Here is a 15511-nt window from a genome sequence, read left to right as displayed (position 1 = left end):
GTGCCGAAGTTCGTCGACCACGCCGCCCGTCGCACCGAGATCATCGAGGCGGTGTGGTCGCTCATCGTCCGCAAGGGCTTCATCGCGGTGACCATGCGGGAACTGGCGGCCGAGGCCGGGTACGCCAACGGTGCGCTGGCCCGCTACTTCCCCGACAAGGAGTCCGTGCTGCGGGCGGCGTTCCAGCGGGCGTTCGACGCGACGAACGAGCGCGCCCGGGAGGCCATCGGCGACCAGGGTGGCCTGACCGCCTTCCGGTTGCTCTGCCTGGAGATCATGCCGCTCGACGAGCTCCGGCTGGCCGAGGCCCGAGTGGTCATCGGCTTCTGGGACTACGCCGCCGGGCAGCCTCCCCTGGTCGAGTTCTACGACTCGTCGATGGAGACCTGGCGCCAGGAGATGCGCATGTACCTGGGGCAGGCCCGCGCCGCCGGCGAGCTGGACGCCGACCGCCCCGACGACCGCGTCATCGACGCGGTGCTGGCCCTGACCATGGGTCTGCAGATCAACGCCTGCTTCTCCCCCCGGCACAACACCCCCGAACGCCAGACGGCGGTGCTCGACGACTTCCTCACCGGACTCCGCGTCCGGCCGGTGTCTTGTTCCTCTGACGGCGGCTGAGCCAGCACCCAGACGGCACCGGACGTTCCGGCTCACTGCCCCCGATGGACGACTCGTCCGTCCAGGACGGTCATGACGACCCGCATGGTGGGCATGTCGTGCGGGTCGATGGTCTGCAGATCGGCGTCGAGGACGCAGAGGTCGGCCACCTTGCCGACCTCCAGCGTGCCCTTCCAGTCCTCGGCGAAGTCCTGCCAGGCCGGGTTACGGGTGTAGGTCCGCAGGGCGTCCTCCAGACCGATGCGCTGGTCCGGACCGCTCACCGCGCCGCTGGCCTTGCCCTCGCGGAGGATCATCGTGGCGAGGCCCTGGCGCCAGTCGGGCGACGTGACGGGAGCGTCGGAGCTGCTCATCACCGTGACACCGGCCGCCAACGCGGCGCGGTAGGGCCACTCGTACGCCGCACGATCGGGGCCGATGACGCCGACCTCGAGGTCGGCGATCGTCCACTTGATCGTGGGGTTCATGTTCACCCCGATGCCGTGCGCAGCCATCCGGGCCATCGTGGATTCGCTGACCAGGTCACCGTGGATGAGGTAGTGGCGCGGATCCTCCCGGGGGTGCGCCTCCTGCGCCGCGACCATCGCGTCCACCACGGCGTCGATGGCGCGGTCCCCGGTGACGTGGACGCCGACCTGGTGACCGGCCGCGTGCCCGGCCATGATCATCCCGGTCAGCTCGGTGACCCGCTCGTCGTCGGTGGACCCGCTGACGCACAGTGAGCCGTGCCCTCCGTCCACGTACTCGTCGTGCATCCACGCGGTCCCGCTGGGCGGGATCCCGTCGGCGAACACCTTCACGCCCAGCACGGTGAAGCGGCGCGGGTCCGGTGACGGCGGCACCTCGATGCCCGGCAGCGCCTCCCGGAACTCCGCCGCGGACCCGGACATCCCCGTCGGGAGGAGCAGCGCGCCGACCCGGACGCCCAGCTCCCCGCGGGCGGCCAGCTCGGCGTACACCTCGAGGCCCTCAGAACCCATCGCTCCGCCGGCCAACGCTTCTCCGCCGGGACCCAGCGCAGGGTCCGTGATGCTGGTGATGCCGAGCCGCTGCAGCGTGGTGACGGCTGAGCGGATCGCCTGCTCCCGCCGTTCGCGTGTGAGCCGGGGCAGAGCGTTCTGCACCAGGCTCTGCGCTCCCTCCCGGACGATGCCGGTGAGCGCGCCGTCCTCGTCCTTGTCGACGACGCCTCCGGGCGGTACGGGTGTGGTCTCGTCGACGCCGGACAGCGCCAGGGCATGGCTGTTCACCCACGTGGTGTGCCGCGAGTAGTCCTGAAGGAAGACCGGGTTGGCCGGGGAGACGTCGTCGATGTCCGCCCGGTGCGGCAGCCTGCCGGGCTCGGCGCGGCACTCGTCCAGGTACCCGTCGTCCCAACCGGTGCCGACGATCCACTCCCCCGGCTGTGCGGCCGCAACCGCCTCCCGGACGCTGTCGCGGATGTCGGCGATCGACGTCACCGTGGGGTATGACAGGTCCAGGGACATCGGAGGGGTGTCCAGCCCGAAGGCGATGGCATGCAGGTGCGAGTCGTTGATGCCTGGGAGCAGGGACCGGCCATCGAGGTCTACGACCTCCGTCCCCGGACCGATCCAGGAGGCCACCGCCTCGTCGGTCCCGACGGCGGCGATCGTCCCACCGCTCACCGCGAGCGATTCGGCGATCGAGAACGACTCGTCGACCGTGAAGACCTTGCCACCGGTGAAGACGAGTTCGGCGTCTGGCACTGCTGCTCCCCACTGGGCGGCCGGTGCGAAACGGCCGGACCTGATCATGGTTGATGCGGACGATCGCGCTGGAGGTCAGGCTGGGACCGGGGCCTTCCAGACGTCGACGGCGCCCTGCACCGTGGAGAACTGCGCGCCGTGCTCCTTGGCCCGGCGGATGACCCGCTCGAGGATGCGGATGCGGCCGGCGCGGCCGATCGACTGGGGATGGAACGTGTGCGTGAAGACGCCGTGCGGCATCTCCTCGACCATGAAGTCCAGGTCGCCCAGCCAGCGCTGCGCCAGGCCTTCCACGTCGGTCGACGCGGGGACGAGCATGGGCGGGACGAGCGCGAACTCCATGAACGGGAAGTCGTCGAGGGTCCAGGAGACGGGCACCTCGACCAGGTCGATCTCCGGGCCGAACTCCACAGCGCGGTCGGTATGGACCACGTCGCCGGTCCGGCAGCGGTACAGCTCGAAGTCCCGGCCCATCATGCTGCTGTCGTAGGCGAAACCGTACTCGAGGAGCAGCCGGGTGGAGTTCGGCGACAGGTCGAACGCCGGCGAGCGGTAACCGGACGGTCGCACGCCCAGCACGCGGTCCAAGGCGTCGAGACCGCGCTCCAGCACGGCGCGTTCGGCTGGCTCGTCGAGGCTCGTCGGTCCCTCGTGCGCGTATCCGTGGTGGCCGATCTCGTGGCCGGCATCCCGGATGCGCTTGCAGACATCTGGATAGGTGTCGACGTCCAGTCCGGGGATGTACCAGGTGCTGGTCACGCCTTCTCGCTCCAGCAGGTCGAGGATGCGTGGAGTGGCCACGTTGGCAGCGAACTCGCCGCGGGACACGTACGTGGGTGTCGCCGAGCCGAAGCTCCCCAGCCACACCGAGATGGCATCGAAGTCGAAGGTCAGGCAGACGGTGGGTGTGGTGGGCATGGTCGGCTCCGAGGTCGTCAGCGGACGGTGAGATGCGAGGGCCAGGCGCGGTAGCGCTCCGCCCGGCGGCGGCGGTCGGCATAGGTCGTCGCCGCACCGGTCTTGCGGTTCTCGGCCAGTCGCTCCAGGTCGAGGTCGGCGATCGCCACGGCGTCGAGGTTGGGCGGGGTCTCGGCGAGCACCCCGTCGTCGGGCCAGCCGACGTCGCACGGCCCGAGGACCGAACTGGCCGCCCAACTCCCGGGCCAGGGTCCCCGCGCCGGACCGGCCGCGCCGGCGTGGACGGCGTAGACCTGGTTCTCGATCGCGCGGGCCGCCAGGCAGTGGCGGACACGGTAGAAGCCGGCCCGGGTGAAGGTCATCGACGGGCTCAACACCACCTGCACGCCCTGCTCTGCGAGGGCGGCCGAGCACTCGGGGATCTCCGCTTCGTAGCAGGTGTTGACGCCCACGACGGCGAACGGCAGTTCGAGGACGTGCATCTCGTCGCCCTCGGAGACACCGAGGGATGCCTCCGCCGGGAACAGGTGGGTCTTGGCGTGCTCGTGGAGGAGCGCCCCGGTCGGGCCGTAGAGCGGCGCCACGTTCAGCAGGCGGCCGTCTCCGGTCCGCGCCAGGTGGGACCCGGCCAGCAGGTGCTGCCCGCGGCGCGCGGCCTCCGTGGAGGCGAAGTCGCGGTACCTGTCCGCGAACTCGGCCGTGGCGAGGACCGGCGACAGGTCCGTCGCGTCCCGCCAGCCCGGCACAGCCGTCATGAGTTCGAAGGTGACCAACTCCGGCAGCACGACCAGGTCGGCGCCGGCCGCCCGGTCCAGCAGCTCGCGGACGTGGTCGGCGAACTGGTCGAAGTCGCCGACCTCGCGGAATGCCGACGTGCATCCGGCGACTCGGGGCATCTGCGCTCTCCTCACGGACTGGGTTCCTGACCGCCATGCTGGGCCGTGCGCCGCAGGGTCCGCCTCGGTCGGATGACCGACCTGTGAGGGGGGCGCCGGGGCTACCCTGCGCCGGTGGGTGCCCCCTCCGGACACGGGAGCTCGACCGCCACCGTCGTCGTGGACCGCACCGGATCACCACGCGTCCGGCCCGCGCACGGGCTGCACGGCACAGGCCGGCTCATCGACTACCTGCGGGCCGCGGCCCGGCAGACGCCGGTCCCTCCGCTCCGCTTCGTCTGGCTGGGCCAGGACGGCTCCCGCCAGGCTGCCGGCGCGGGGCCGTGCCGCGTCGACATCGCGTCCCGGCGGTCGCCCATGCGCTGCGTCGCCGAGATCACCCCTCTCGACCGCGTGGACGTCGAGGAGCTGACCGACCGGGAACTGCAGGTGCTGACCTTGCTGGCTTGCGGGCTGACCAATCCGGGCATCGCCGACCGTCTGGGTGTGACGCGCCGGACCGTCGCGACGCACATCGAGCGGGTCCTCCTCAAGCTCGGTGTGCCGACCCGGGCCGCCGCCGCCGCGCTGGCCGTGGACCGGTCCCTGCTGGCGCTCCCCCTCCCATCCGGTGGGACCGAGGGCTTGGCGCCGCTCGCCCTGCTGGCGCTGGAGGACGCCGTCGAGTGGACCGGTCCGGCACTGGAGCCGGCCGGCACATCGCAGCGCCGGACCCTCGCGCGGCGTCCGCTGGTGATCGGCGCCGTCTACCCGGCCAACCCGGAGTGGAGCGCCGACGGGCTGGAGATGGAGCGTGGTGCGCTGCTCGCCGTCGAGGAGCTCAACCGCAGGGGCGGGGTGGCCGGCCGACGGGTCGAGCACGTGCCCGTCCGGGCAGACCTGACTGCGCCGGGCGCCGTCGCGGGCGCGCTGCGGACGCTGGTCGACGCCGACGTCGACGCCGTCACGATGGGCTATCTCCTCGACCGCGACCGGACGGGCCTGGCCGCCCAGCTCGAGGTGGTCTCGGCGGCGGGGTGCCCCGTCCTGCACCACTCCACGTCTGCCACGGCCGCCGCCCTCGTCGCCGACGAACCCGATCGGTTCGGCAACGTGTTCCAGGTCTGCGCTCCGGAGTCCACCTACGGCCTCGGCTTCGTCCGGTGCATGACGCAGCTGCGCGACACGGGGGCCTGGCAGCCGACGTCCCGCCGGCTGTTGGTCATCGACAGCACCGTTCCCGGTCTCACCACGTACCCTGCGCAGGCCGCCGACGCCGCGGAGCGGCATGGCTGGCAGGTGAGCGTGGAACGCATCGACCTCCTGCGCCCGGACTGGGCCCGGGCCCTGCAGCAGATCCAGTCGATCGAACCGGCCGCGGTGATGCTGGCCTGCTTCGTGCCCTCGCAGCTCGCCCATGCCGTCCGCCGGCTGTCCGAAGAGCCCACCGGCGCCCTGCTGTACGCCCTGTACTCCCCCTCCGTCTCCTCCTTCCTGGGCGAGGCCGGCCCCGCGGCCGAGGGGCTCCTGTGGGCGACCGTGACCGGCGTCTACCGCGACCGGTTCGGTCGCGAGTTCGGCGAGCGGTTCCGCGCGAGGTTCGGCCGGGAACCGGGGATGTCCAGCTCCGGCATCCACTTCGACATGACGCGCCTGCTCTCCTCGGCGTGGAGCCGGTGCCAGTCGCCGCGGGACTTCCGCGAGGTCGGCGCCGCGCTGCGTGGCGAGGTCCACCGGGGCGTGAACGGCGCGTACCACCTCGGCGGCGCCGGCCAGACGGGGCTGGCCTTTCCCGACGCGACGCCCGACGCCTCGATCTCCCAGGCGCACCTGGTCTTCCAGGTGCAGGACGGCGGCCACCGGATCATCGCGCCCAGCGCCTACGCCGACGCCGCCTTCCGGGCACCGGCCCGCTGACCGCCGGCCACGCTCCGCCACGCCCCGACGTCCACAGCGGCACCGCCGGGGACCGGTGGGGCCGTTCAGGAGGGGTGGATGTCCGCGACGAACTGCGCCACCTCGTCGACCAGCGCCTTCTGGTGCGGCTCCAGGTCGTGGCCGCCCATGCCGCCGACCACGGGCAGGATGCCGTCGTCCATCACGTGCACGCCGGCGAGGGTCTCGATGGTGGCCAGCCCGCAGAACGGCACGTAGACGGGGCTGTACCCGCCCTCCTGCACGAGCACCAGGCGACCCTGGGCCGAGCGCTCCGCTGCGGCCATCACCGTCTCGGTGAGCGTGATGAACCCACGGGTGGTGACCAGCTGACGGGCGAGCGGGTCCATCGCGTTGGGGTCGAACCCTGACGCGACGATGACCAGCTCCGGCGCGAACGCCTCCAACGCGGGGCCGATGACCGTCTGCGCTGCGTACTGGTAACCGCCGTCCCCGGTGCCCACCGGCATCGGGATGTTGACGTTGTATCCCCGGCCGGCCCCCTCACCGCGGTCGGTGACCAACCCGGAGTTCGGCGGGAAACAGCGGTCCTGATGAAGTGAGATGGTGAGCACCGACGGGTCCTCGGCGAAGATGGCCTGCGCCCCGTTGCCGTGGTGGACGTCCCAGTCGACGATCGCGATGCGCTCGATGCCCAGCTCCGCCTGCGCGTGCCGCGCGGCGATGGCCACGTTGTTGAAGATGCAGAAGCCGAGCCCGGTCTCCGGCAGCGCATGGTGCCCTGCGGGGTTGACCAGGGCGTAGCCGTTGTCGACCGTGCCGTTCACGACGGCCTCGGTCATCGCGATGGCACTGCCGGCACCCAGCGCGGCGATGCGGTAGGCGCCCTTCCCAAACGGGGAGATCCCGTCCCCGGCATCACCGCCCTTGGGCTGCTCGCTGTCTCGCTGGATGCGTTCGACGTGCTCGCTCGTGTGCACGCGGAGCAGCTCGGCCTCGGTGGCCTCCCGGCCCTGGACCCGGGTGAGATGGTCGATCAGGCCGGACACGCAGATCAGCTCGTGCATCCGGCGCTTGGTGTCGGGGTGGGCGACGTGGTGCGTGATCGGCTGGTGCCCGCTGAACGGGTCGGCCGGGAACAGCGTCCCGCTCCCCGTGTCGTGCCAGCCGAAGACCTCGTGCCACAGGTATCCGGTGGACATGGTGGGTGCCTCCTCTGAGTCGGACAGGACAGGACGGCTGAGCCGTCCCCGGCAGGGCTCGGTGGGTTCCCGCGCAGTTCTGGGCGGTCGGTCGGGCGGCGGCGACGCCGCGGTACGCCGTCGGCAGCCCGTGAGGACGCGGTCGGCCGGCGCAGGTGCACGGAATCGGATGCCGTCGCCTCACCGGAGGGTCGGTGAGGGCAGCACGATACGACGGCATGGTGGGCTGCGTCACGCCGGCGCCGGCCGCGGACCGGTCGCCGGGGGTTGCCCCTGCCCGCTGCCGTGCGCGACACTCGTCGACGAAATACTGACCGATCGGTCGGGAAACCCGCCGACGTCACCGACTCCCAGCTCGCACGAGGAGCCACCATGTCCCGCCAGCACCCCGAGGTCTTCCTGGTCGACGGCGTCCGCACCCCCCAGGGGCGCTACGGCGGCGCCCTCGCCGCCGTCCGCCCCGACGACCTGGCCGCCCTCGTCGTCGGGGAGGTCCTGCGCCGCTCGGGCGCCCCGGCCGACGCCGTCGAGGAGGTCGTCCTGGGCGCCGCGAACCAGGCCGGAGAGGACAACCGCGACGTCGCCCGGATGGCCGTGCTGCTCGCCGGCCTGCCGGACACCGTGCCCGGGTACACGACCAACCGGCTGTGCGCCTCCGGCCTCACCGCCACGGCCTCCGCTGCCGCATCCATCCGCGCCGGCGAGCTGGACCTGGCGATCGCCGGCGGGGTCGAGTCGATGACCCGCGCCCCCTGGGTGATGGCCAAGCCCGGCGCCCCGTGGGCGAAGCCCGGTGAGGTGACGGACACCGCCCTGGGGTGGCGGTTCACCAACCCCGCTTTCACCGCCCACGACGAGGCCGTCGAACGCCCCGAGGACCCGCGCACCCGGAAGGTCACGCTGTCCATGGGCGAGACCGCCGAGGAGATCGCCGCCCTGGACGGCCTCACCCGCGAGGAGTGCGACGCCTTCGGCGTCAGGAGCCACGAGCGGGCACTCGCCGCGCAGGACGCCGGACGGTTCCAGCGGGAGATCGTCCCGGTGCCGGTGCGCGGGAGGAAGGAGACCGTCGAGGTCACCGCCGACGAGGGCCCACGCCGGGGTTCGTCGCTGGACACGCTGGGGAAGCTCAGGCCGGTGTTCCGGTCCGGCGGCGTCGTGACGGCCGGGAACAGCTCGCCGCTGTCCGACGGCGCGGCCGCGCTGGTCCTCGCCAGCGCCGAGGCCGTCGAAAGGCACGGCCTGACCCCGCGGGCGCGGATCGTGGTCAGCGCCAGCGCCGGCGTGGCCCCCAACGTGATGGGCCTGGGGCCGGTCCCGGCCACGGAGAAGGCACTCGCCAAGGCCGGCTGGACCATCGACGACCTGGACGCCGTCGAGCTCAACGAGGCGTTCGCGGCCCAGTCGATAGCCGTGCTGCGGCGGCTGAAGCTCGACGAGGAGATCGTCAACGCCGACGGCGGCGCCATCGCCCTCGGCCACCCGCTCGGCTGCTCAGGCGCCCGCCTGCTCGTGACCCTGGTCGGGCGCCTGGAGCGCGAGAATGGCCGCCGCGGCCTCGCCACGCTGTGCGTCGGCGTCGGTCAGGGCGTGGCGATGCTGGTGGAGACGCTGTGAGCGCCGTCCCCTCCCGGGTGGGCGTGATCGGTGGTGGCCGGATGGGCGCCGGCATCGCCCAGGTGTTCCTCGGGGCCGGCGCGCGGGTGACCGTGGTGGAGGCCGGGGACGCGGCCGCCGAGGCCGCCCGCGGCCGGGTGGCCGAGGGCCTGGAGGAGGCCGCCCGCCGCGGGAAGCTGTCCGGGGACGTCGGGGCGGCGCTGTCCCGGCTGACATTGGTCGACTCCGCGGCCGACCTCGAACGGGCCACCGGCCTGGTGGTGGAGGCGGTGCCGGAGCGGGCCGACGTGAAGGTCGCCGTGCTGACCGCCGCCGAGTCCGCCGTCGGACCGGACGCAGTGCTCGCCACCAACACCTCCTCCCTGTCGGTGACCGAGCTGGCCGCCGCGCTGCGGCGCCCGGCGCGGTTCCTGGGGCTGCACTTCTTCAACCCGGTGCCGGCGTCGAAGCTGGTCGAGGTGGTGGTGGCGCCGGAGACCGCCCCCGAGGTGGTGGACACCGCCCGGGGGTGGGTGCGGGCGCTGGGCAAGACCGACGTCGTGGTCCGCGACTCCCCCGGCTTCGCCTCCTCCCGGCTCGGCGTCCTGCTGGGCCTGGAGGCCATCCGGATGCTGGAGGAGGGCGTCGCCGACGCCGAGGCCATCGACGCGGCCATGGAGCTGGGCTACCGGCACCCGATGGGCCCGCTGCGGTCCACCGACCTGGTCGGGCTGGACGTCCGGCTGGCCATCGCCGAGTACCTGGCCAGCACGCTGGGCGACCGCTTCTCCCCGCCGCAGCTGCTGCGTGACAAGGTGGCCGCCGGGGAGCTCGGCCGCAAGACCGGCCGCGGCTTCCACGACTACGCCTGAGCGGAGGGGACCGGTCGACGTGACGTCGACCGGTCCCCTCCGCCCGGTCAGCCCGCCTGCGGCGCGGCGGGCGGCCAGGTCTTGGCCACCATCGTGAGCACGTCGTAGGTCGCCACCGGCTGTCCCTGCCCGTCGACCACGACGGCGTCCCACCGGACCTCGCCGTGCTCGGCGCCGCCGCGCGGGCTGATCTGCTTGCAGGTGAGGGTGACCGTGAGCTCCTCCCCCGGCTTGACCGGCGTCAGGAACCGCAGGTTGTCCACCCCGTAGTTGGCCAGCACCGGACCGGGCGCGGGGTCGACGAACAGGCCAGCCGCCCAGGAGACGATGAGGTACCCATGGGCCACCCGGCCCCCGAACAGCGGGTTCGCGGCGGCCGCCGCCTCGTCCATGTGGGCGTAGAAGGTGTCGCCCGTGAACTCGGCGAAGTGCTCGATGTCCTCCAGCGTGATCGCCCGCGGCCCGGCGGTGATCGAGTCGCCGATCCGCAGCTCGGCCAGCGACTTGCGGAAGGGGTGGACGCCGTCGTCCGCGCGGCGTGCGCCGGTGACCCAGCGTCCGCCGACGGCGGTGAGCATGTCCGGCGAGCCCTGGACCGCGGTGCGCTGCATGTGGTGCAGCACGCCGCGGATGCCACCGAGCTCCTCGCCGCCGCCGGCCCGGCCGGGGCCGCCGTGCACGAGCACCGGCAGCGGTGACCCGTGCCCGGTGTTCTCCTTCGCGTCGTCCCGGTCGAGGACCAGGATCCGGCCGTGCGCGTGGGCGGCGCCGAGGACGAACTCGCGCGCGACCGCCTCGTCGTGGGTCACCAGCGAGCCCACCAGGCTGCCCTGACCGCGGACGGCGAGGTCGACGGCGTGACCCACGCCGTCGTAGGGCAGCAGGGTGCTGACCGGACCGAACGCCTCGACGTCGTGCGGCTCGGACGCGGACAGATCGTCGCAGCGCAGCAGCATCGGCGGGAGGAAGGCGCCGCGGTCGCGGTCGGCGCCGACCACGTCGAAGCGCTCCGGGTCACCGACGACCAGCTCGGCGACCCCGCGCAGCGCCTTCAGCGACCGGAGCACCTCCTCGCGCTGGTCGAGGCTGGCGAGAGCGCCCATCGTCACGCCGTCCGCGCCCGGGGCGCCGACGACCACCCGGGACAGCCGCTCACCGGTGGCCTCGACGACGTCGTCCATCAGCTCCCGCGGCACCAGGGCACGGCGGATCGCGGTGCACTTCTGCCCGGCCTTCACCGTCATCTCGGTGACCAACTGCTCCACGAACAGGTCGAACTCGGGGGTGTCAGGCGTGGCGTCGGGTCCCAGCACCGAGCAGTTGAGCGAGTCGGCCTCGGCGTTGAACCGCACGGAGTTGGCCACCACGGCCGGCGTGCTCCGCAGCTTGCGAGCCGTGGCCGCCGAGCCGGTGAAGAAGACCAGGTCCTGTCCGGCGAGGGAGTCGAGCACACCGGCCGCACTCCCGGCGAGCAGCTGCACCGACCCCTCGGGCAGCAGGCCGGACTCGACGACCGCCCGGACGACCGCCTCGGTGAGGTAGGCGGTCTGACTGGCGGGCTTGACGATGGTCGGCACACCGGCGAGGAAGGCCGGCGCGAGTTTCTCCAGGAACCCCCACACCGGGAAGTTGAAGGCGTTGATCTGCACCGCCACGCCGCGCATGGACGTGTAGAGGTGCTGGCCGGCGAACGTGCCGCGTCTGCCGAGCGGCTCGACGGGGCCGTCTAGGACGACGGTGTCGTCGGGGAGCTCACGGCGGCCCTTGCTGGCGTAGGCGAGCAGGGTGCCGAACCCGCCGTCGACGTCGACCGCGCTGTCGCGGTCGGTGGCTCCGGTGCGCCGGGACAGCGCGTAGAAGGCGTCCTTGTCGGCCATCAGCCTCAGCCCGAGCTGCTTGAGCAGCGCGGCGCGCTCGTGGAACGTCAGCTCGCGCAGGGCGGGCCCGCCGACGGCGCGGGCGTGGTCGAGCATCGCCGGCACGTCGAGCCCGGTGCTGCTCACCCGGACCACGGTCTCGCCGGTCACCGCGTCGGTGATCGGCGTCCCGTCGTCCGGGGCTGCGTACCAGCGGCCGGCGACGTAACTCTCGAGCAGGGGTGCGGTCATGGGGGGTGCTCCCTGGGTGGTGTGTGCGGGTGAGGCGGGTCCGGCTCAGCGGGACGTGGTGCGGAGGCCGTCGAAGGTGGTGGCGACGAGGGCGTCGGCGAGGGCACCGGCATCGAGGCCGCGGCCGGGCCGGTACCACTCGGTCAGCGAGTTGACGGTGCCGAACAGCAGTCGGCTGGTGACCGCCGGATCGACGTCGGGACGGACGTCGCCCTGCTCCTCGGCGGCCCGGACCAGGTCGGTGACGATCCGGTCGAACTCACGGCGCCGCTGGAGCGCCGACCGCTCGACCTCGGTGTTGCCGCGCACGCGCAGCAGCAGGGTGACGAAGGGCAGCTCCGCGGCGAGCACCTCGACCGAGCCGCGCACGACGTGTTCCAGGCGGTCGATCGCCGGCCCGGTGGTCGCCCCGGGTTCCCCGGTGACGGCGAACAGCGCGTCCAGGGCCCGGTCGAGGGCGAGGCGGAGCAGCTCGGTCTTGCTGGGCACGTGGTGGTAGATGGCCGACTTGGTGACGCCCAGCCGGGTGGCGAGCTCGTCCATGCTCGTCGCCTCGTAGCCCCGCTCGATGAACGCCGCGACCGCGACGTCCAGCAGGGACTCCAGCGAGTGCCCGGGCCGGCCCCGCCGGGCCGTCGTCCCGGCCGCCGTCATGCGCGCGCCCCCGGCCCTGGGGTCGCTCCCGCGGGGCCTTCCGGTCCTGGTCCCATGCCCCGGGTCGCCTCCGCGGTCGTCCCGGTCCTCACAGCGACGCTCACGCCCCGGACCGCTGGCGGTGGTCGGCCAGGCGCTGCAGCTTGCCCATCGAGCGCGCGAGGGTTTCCGGGTCGACCACGACCACCTCCACGCTGGTCCCGACGGTGTCCTTGACCGCCTTCTGCACCTCCCGCCCGGCGGCATCGCGGCGCTCGGCCGGGCAGTCGGGACGCGCCTCGATCCGCACGATCAGGTGGTCCATCCGCCCGCGGCTGGTCAGCTCCAGGGCGAAGTGCGGGGACAGGCCCGGTGTGCGGAGCACGACCTCCTCGATCTGCGTGGGGAAGAGGTTCACCCCGCGCAGGATGATCATGTCGTCGGTGCGGCCGGTCACCTTCTCCATCCGCCGCATGCCCGGCCGCCCGGTCCCCGGCAGGAGCCGGGTGAGGTCGCGCGTGCGGTAGCGGATGACCGGCATCGCCTCCTTGGTCAGCGAGGTGAACACAAGCTCCCCCTGCTCACCCTCGGGCAGCACCTCCCCGGTGGCCGGGTCGATCACCTCGGGGAAGAAGTGGTCCTCCCAGATGTGCAGACCGTCCTTGGTCTCCACGCACTCCTGGGCGACGCCGGGACCCATCACCTCGGACAGCCCGTAGATGTCGACCGCCTGGATGTCGAGCCGGTCCTCCATCTCGCGGCGCATCTGCTCGGTCCACGGCTCGGCGCCGAAGATGCCGATCTGCAGGCTCGACGTCCGGGGGTCCAGGCCCTGCTTCTCGAACTCGTCGATCACGGTCAGCATGTAGGACGGCGTCACCATGATGATCCGCGGCTCGAAGTCGGTGATCAGCTGCACCTGGCGCGGGGTCATGCCGCCGGAGACGGGAATGACCGTGCACCCGAGCTTCTCCGCGCCGTAGTGCGCGCCGAGCCCGCCGGTGAACAGGCCGTAGCCGTAGGCGTTGTGCAGCTTGTCCCCGGCCCGCCCGCCGGCGGCCCGGATGGAGCGGGCCATGACCGTGGCCCAGGAGTCGATGTCCTTCTCGGTGTAGCCGACGACGGTGGGCCGGCCGGTGGTGCCGGAGGAGGCGTGGACCCGGCGGACCTGGTCCTGGGGGACGGCGAACATGCCGAACGGGTAGTTCTCCCGCAGGTCGGCCTTGCTCGTAGTGGGGAACTTGGCCAGGTCGGCCAGCTCCCGGCAGTCGTCGGGGTGCACGCCGGCGGCATCGAAGGCCTGCCGGTAGTGGGGGACGTTCTCGTAGGCGTGCCTCAGGCTCCACTGCAGCCGCTCCAGCTGCAGCGCCCTGAGCTCGTCGAGCCCCATCCGCTCCGTTCGATCGAGCAGGGTGGGGTCGGGCGCCTGACCGAGGCGCCGGGTGGTGTCGCTGGTCGCAGCCGTCATGGCCGATGCCTCCGTGGTTGCGGCGCCGTCGCCGGGTGGTCGGCACGCGGTGTCCGCCACCCCATTACCGACCAGATGGTCAGGTAATCAACTCCCCGCGGGCACCGCTGTCAAGCCCCGCAGAAGAGTTCACCGGGATGGATTGCGCACCGGGCCGAGGTCGTGCACACTATTACCGACCGATCGGTCAGTAATGACCTCCCGCCGTAGGGAACGAGGGAACGAGATGTCTGCGCCCACCCTGGAACGGCCCGCCCCCGACGAGGCCGCGCTGCAGGAGCAGTTCGACAGCGTGATCGCGGCCGGGCACCGGATCGAGCCGCGGGACTGGATGCCCGAGGGCTACCGGAAGACGCTGGTCCGCCAGATCGCCCAGCACGCCCACTCCGAGATCATCGGGATGCAGCCCGAGGGCGACTGGCTGCTGGCCGCCCCCAGCCTGCGGCGCAAGGCGATCCTGCTGGCCAAGGTGCAGGACGAGGCCGGACACGGCATGTACCTGTACTCCGCCGCCGAGACACTGGGCGCCGACCGGGCCGACCTGACCGACAAGCTGATCGAGCAGAAGCAGAAGTACAGCTCGATCTTCAACTACCCGACGCTGACCTACGCCGACGTCGGCGTCATCGGCTGGCTGGTGGACGGCGCGGCGATCTGCAACCAGGTGCCGCTGTGCCGCAGCTCCTACGGGCCCTACGCCCGCGCGATGATCCGGGTCTGCAAGGAGGAGTCCTTCCACCAGCGGCAGGGCTTCGAGCTGCTGATGACGATGATGCGCGGCACCCCGGAGCAGCGGGCGATGGTGCAGGACGCCGTCGACCGCTGGTGGTGGCCCTCGCTGATGATGTTCGGACCGCCGGACGACGACAGCCCCAACTCCGCCCAGTCGATGGCCTGGGGCATCAAGCGGCACAGCAACGACGAGCTGCGCCAGCGGTACGTGGACATGTCCGTGCCGCAGGCGGAGGTCCTCGGCGTCACGCTGCCCGACCCCGACCTGGCGCTGGACCCGGAGACCGGCAGGTACCGGTTCGGCGCCATCGACTGGGAGGAGTTCAAGCGGGTCATCAGCGGCCAGGGCCCGGCCAACGCGGAGCGGATCCGCCGCCGGCGCGCCGCCCGGGACGAGAACGCCTGGGTCACCGAGGCCGCCACCGCCTACGCCGCCAAGCACGCCGCCAAGGACGCGGCGGAGCACGCCGGGAGCGCGGCATGAGCGACGTGACCGCCGAGGGCGGGCACGGCGCCGTCCCGCTCTCCCCCGACGTCCCCGTCGAGCCGAAGACCGCCGTCAGCCGCCGCGACTGGCCGCTGTACGAGGTGTTCGTCCGCGGTAAGCGCGGGCTCAACCACGTGCACGTCGGCTCGCTGCACGCCCCGGACGACGAGATGGCCGTGCACGCCGCCCGCGACCTCTACACCCGGCGCAACGAGGGCGTGAGCATCTGGGTGGTCAAGGCCGCCGACATCACCGCGTCCAGCCCGGACGAGAAGGACCCGATGTTCTCCCCCAGCGGCGACAAGGTCTACCGGCACCCGACGTTCTACGAGATCCCCGAGGACGTCCCGCACATGTGAAGGACCCCCTCTCCCCC

At 72.5% G+C, this 15511-nt stretch carries 13 protein-coding genes; 6 read left to right on the top strand and 7 right to left on the bottom strand.

The features are described 5' to 3' along the window. Window positions 1-621 (top strand): TetR/AcrR family transcriptional regulator, encoded by a 621-nt coding sequence (locus ACWIX6_RS09190; RefSeq protein ID WP_448616538.1) that lies wholly within the window; start codon window positions 1-3, stop codon window positions 619-621. A gap of 32 nt (window positions 622-653) precedes the next feature. Here ACWIX6_RS09190 and ACWIX6_RS09185 read toward each other — a convergent pair whose 3' ends face one another. From ACWIX6_RS09185 to ACWIX6_RS09175, 3 genes are all read right to left on the bottom strand, one after another. After that, window positions 654-2348 carry an amidohydrolase gene (locus ACWIX6_RS09185; protein ID WP_448616537.1) on the bottom strand — a complete coding sequence of 565 codons (1695 nt, stop codon included), beginning with the start codon at window positions 2346-2348 and terminating at the stop codon, window positions 654-656. Window positions 2349-2423: 75 nt separating this feature from the next. Then, the gene (locus ACWIX6_RS09180) at window positions 2424-3266 is read right to left on the bottom strand and encodes a polysaccharide deacetylase family protein (protein ID WP_448616536.1); all 843 of its coding nucleotides are present in this window, start codon (window positions 3264-3266) and stop codon (window positions 2424-2426) included. Between the two features lie 17 nt (window positions 3267-3283). Beyond that, a complete protein-coding gene (locus ACWIX6_RS09175) occupies window positions 3284-4162 on the bottom strand; it encodes a nitrilase-related carbon-nitrogen hydrolase (protein ID WP_448616535.1) in 879 nt (292 codons plus the stop codon). 114 nt (window positions 4163-4276) lie between these two features. Here ACWIX6_RS09175 and ACWIX6_RS09170 point away from each other — a divergent pair, with 114 nt between their 5' ends. Further along, complete coding sequence (locus ACWIX6_RS09170; RefSeq protein WP_448616534.1) at window positions 4277-6058, top strand: ABC transporter substrate-binding protein; 1782 nt, start codon at window positions 4277-4279, stop codon at window positions 6056-6058. Between the two features lie 65 nt (window positions 6059-6123). Here ACWIX6_RS09170 and ACWIX6_RS09165 read toward each other — a convergent pair whose 3' ends face one another. Further along, window positions 6124-7239, bottom strand: coding sequence for a class II histone deacetylase (locus ACWIX6_RS09165; RefSeq protein WP_448616533.1), 1116 nt, complete (start codon window positions 7237-7239; stop codon window positions 6124-6126). Between the two features lie 372 nt (window positions 7240-7611). On the opposite strand from ACWIX6_RS09165, the gene ACWIX6_RS09160 reads away from it, so the two are divergent. Then, window positions 7612-8856: a thiolase family protein gene (locus ACWIX6_RS09160; RefSeq protein ID WP_448616532.1), complete on the top strand. Its 1245-nt coding sequence runs from the start codon at window positions 7612-7614 to the stop codon at window positions 8854-8856. After that, window positions 8853-9707, top strand: a complete 855-nt coding sequence (locus ACWIX6_RS09155; RefSeq protein ID WP_448616531.1) for a 3-hydroxyacyl-CoA dehydrogenase family protein — start codon at window positions 8853-8855, stop codon at window positions 9705-9707. The genes ACWIX6_RS09160 and ACWIX6_RS09155 overlap by 4 nt, the downstream gene beginning before the upstream one ends. 47 nt (window positions 9708-9754) lie before the next feature. Here the strand turns inward: ACWIX6_RS09155 and paaZ are convergent, their stop codons facing one another. From paaZ to paaK, 3 genes are all read right to left on the bottom strand, one after another. Next, window positions 9755-11815, bottom strand: a complete 2061-nt coding sequence (gene paaZ / locus ACWIX6_RS09150; RefSeq protein WP_448616530.1) for a phenylacetic acid degradation bifunctional protein PaaZ — start codon at window positions 11813-11815, stop codon at window positions 9755-9757. 45 nt (window positions 11816-11860) lie between these two features. Continuing rightward, window positions 11861-12469, bottom strand: coding sequence for a TetR/AcrR family transcriptional regulator (locus ACWIX6_RS09145; RefSeq protein ID WP_448616529.1), 609 nt, complete (start codon window positions 12467-12469; stop codon window positions 11861-11863). A 100-nt stretch (window positions 12470-12569) separates the two neighbouring features. Beyond that, entirely contained in the window at window positions 12570-13916 is a 1347-nt protein-coding gene (paaK, locus tag ACWIX6_RS09140) for a phenylacetate--CoA ligase PaaK (protein ID WP_448616528.1), read from the bottom strand. Between the two features lie 226 nt (window positions 13917-14142). On the opposite strand from paaK, the gene paaA reads away from it, so the two are divergent. Beyond that, window positions 14143-15132: a 1,2-phenylacetyl-CoA epoxidase subunit PaaA gene (gene paaA, locus ACWIX6_RS09135; RefSeq protein ID WP_448616527.1), complete on the top strand. Its 990-nt coding sequence runs from the start codon at window positions 14143-14145 to the stop codon at window positions 15130-15132. After that, window positions 15129-15494, top strand: a complete 366-nt coding sequence (paaB, locus tag ACWIX6_RS09130) for a 1,2-phenylacetyl-CoA epoxidase subunit PaaB (protein WP_448616526.1) — start codon at window positions 15129-15131, stop codon at window positions 15492-15494. Before paaA ends, paaB begins: the two co-directional genes overlap by 4 nt. Window positions 15495-15511 lie beyond the last annotated feature (17 nt).

The sequence above is a fragment of the Modestobacter sp. URMC 112 genome (assembly GCF_053502575.1).
The sequence above is the reverse complement of the archived record's forward strand: the minus strand, read 5'-3'. Positions and strand labels throughout refer to the sequence as shown.

Coding starts and splice junctions, on each gene's coding strand:
- paaA (WP_448616527.1), top strand. CDS start 14,143: ATGTCTGCGCCCACCCTGGAACGGCCCGCCCCCGACGAGGCCGCGCTG.
- ACWIX6_RS09160 (WP_448616532.1), top strand. CDS start 7,612: ATGTCCCGCCAGCACCCCGAGGTCTTCCTGGTCGACGGCGTCCGCACC.
- paaZ (WP_448616530.1), bottom strand. CDS start 11,815: ATGACCGCACCCCTGCTCGAGAGTTACGTCGCCGGCCGCTGGTACGCA.
- ACWIX6_RS09175 (WP_448616535.1), bottom strand. CDS start 4,162: ATGCCCCGAGTCGCCGGATGCACGTCGGCATTCCGCGAGGTCGGCGAC.
- ACWIX6_RS09165 (WP_448616533.1), bottom strand. CDS start 7,239: ATGTCCACCGGATACCTGTGGCACGAGGTCTTCGGCTGGCACGACACG.
- paaB (WP_448616526.1), top strand. CDS start 15,129: ATGAGCGACGTGACCGCCGAGGGCGGGCACGGCGCCGTCCCGCTCTCC.
- ACWIX6_RS09180 (WP_448616536.1), bottom strand. CDS start 3,266: ATGCCCACCACACCCACCGTCTGCCTGACCTTCGACTTCGATGCCATC.
- paaK (WP_448616528.1), bottom strand. CDS start 13,916: ATGACGGCTGCGACCAGCGACACCACCCGGCGCCTCGGTCAGGCGCCC.
- ACWIX6_RS09145 (WP_448616529.1), bottom strand. CDS start 12,469: ATGACGGCGGCCGGGACGACGGCCCGGCGGGGCCGGCCCGGGCACTCG.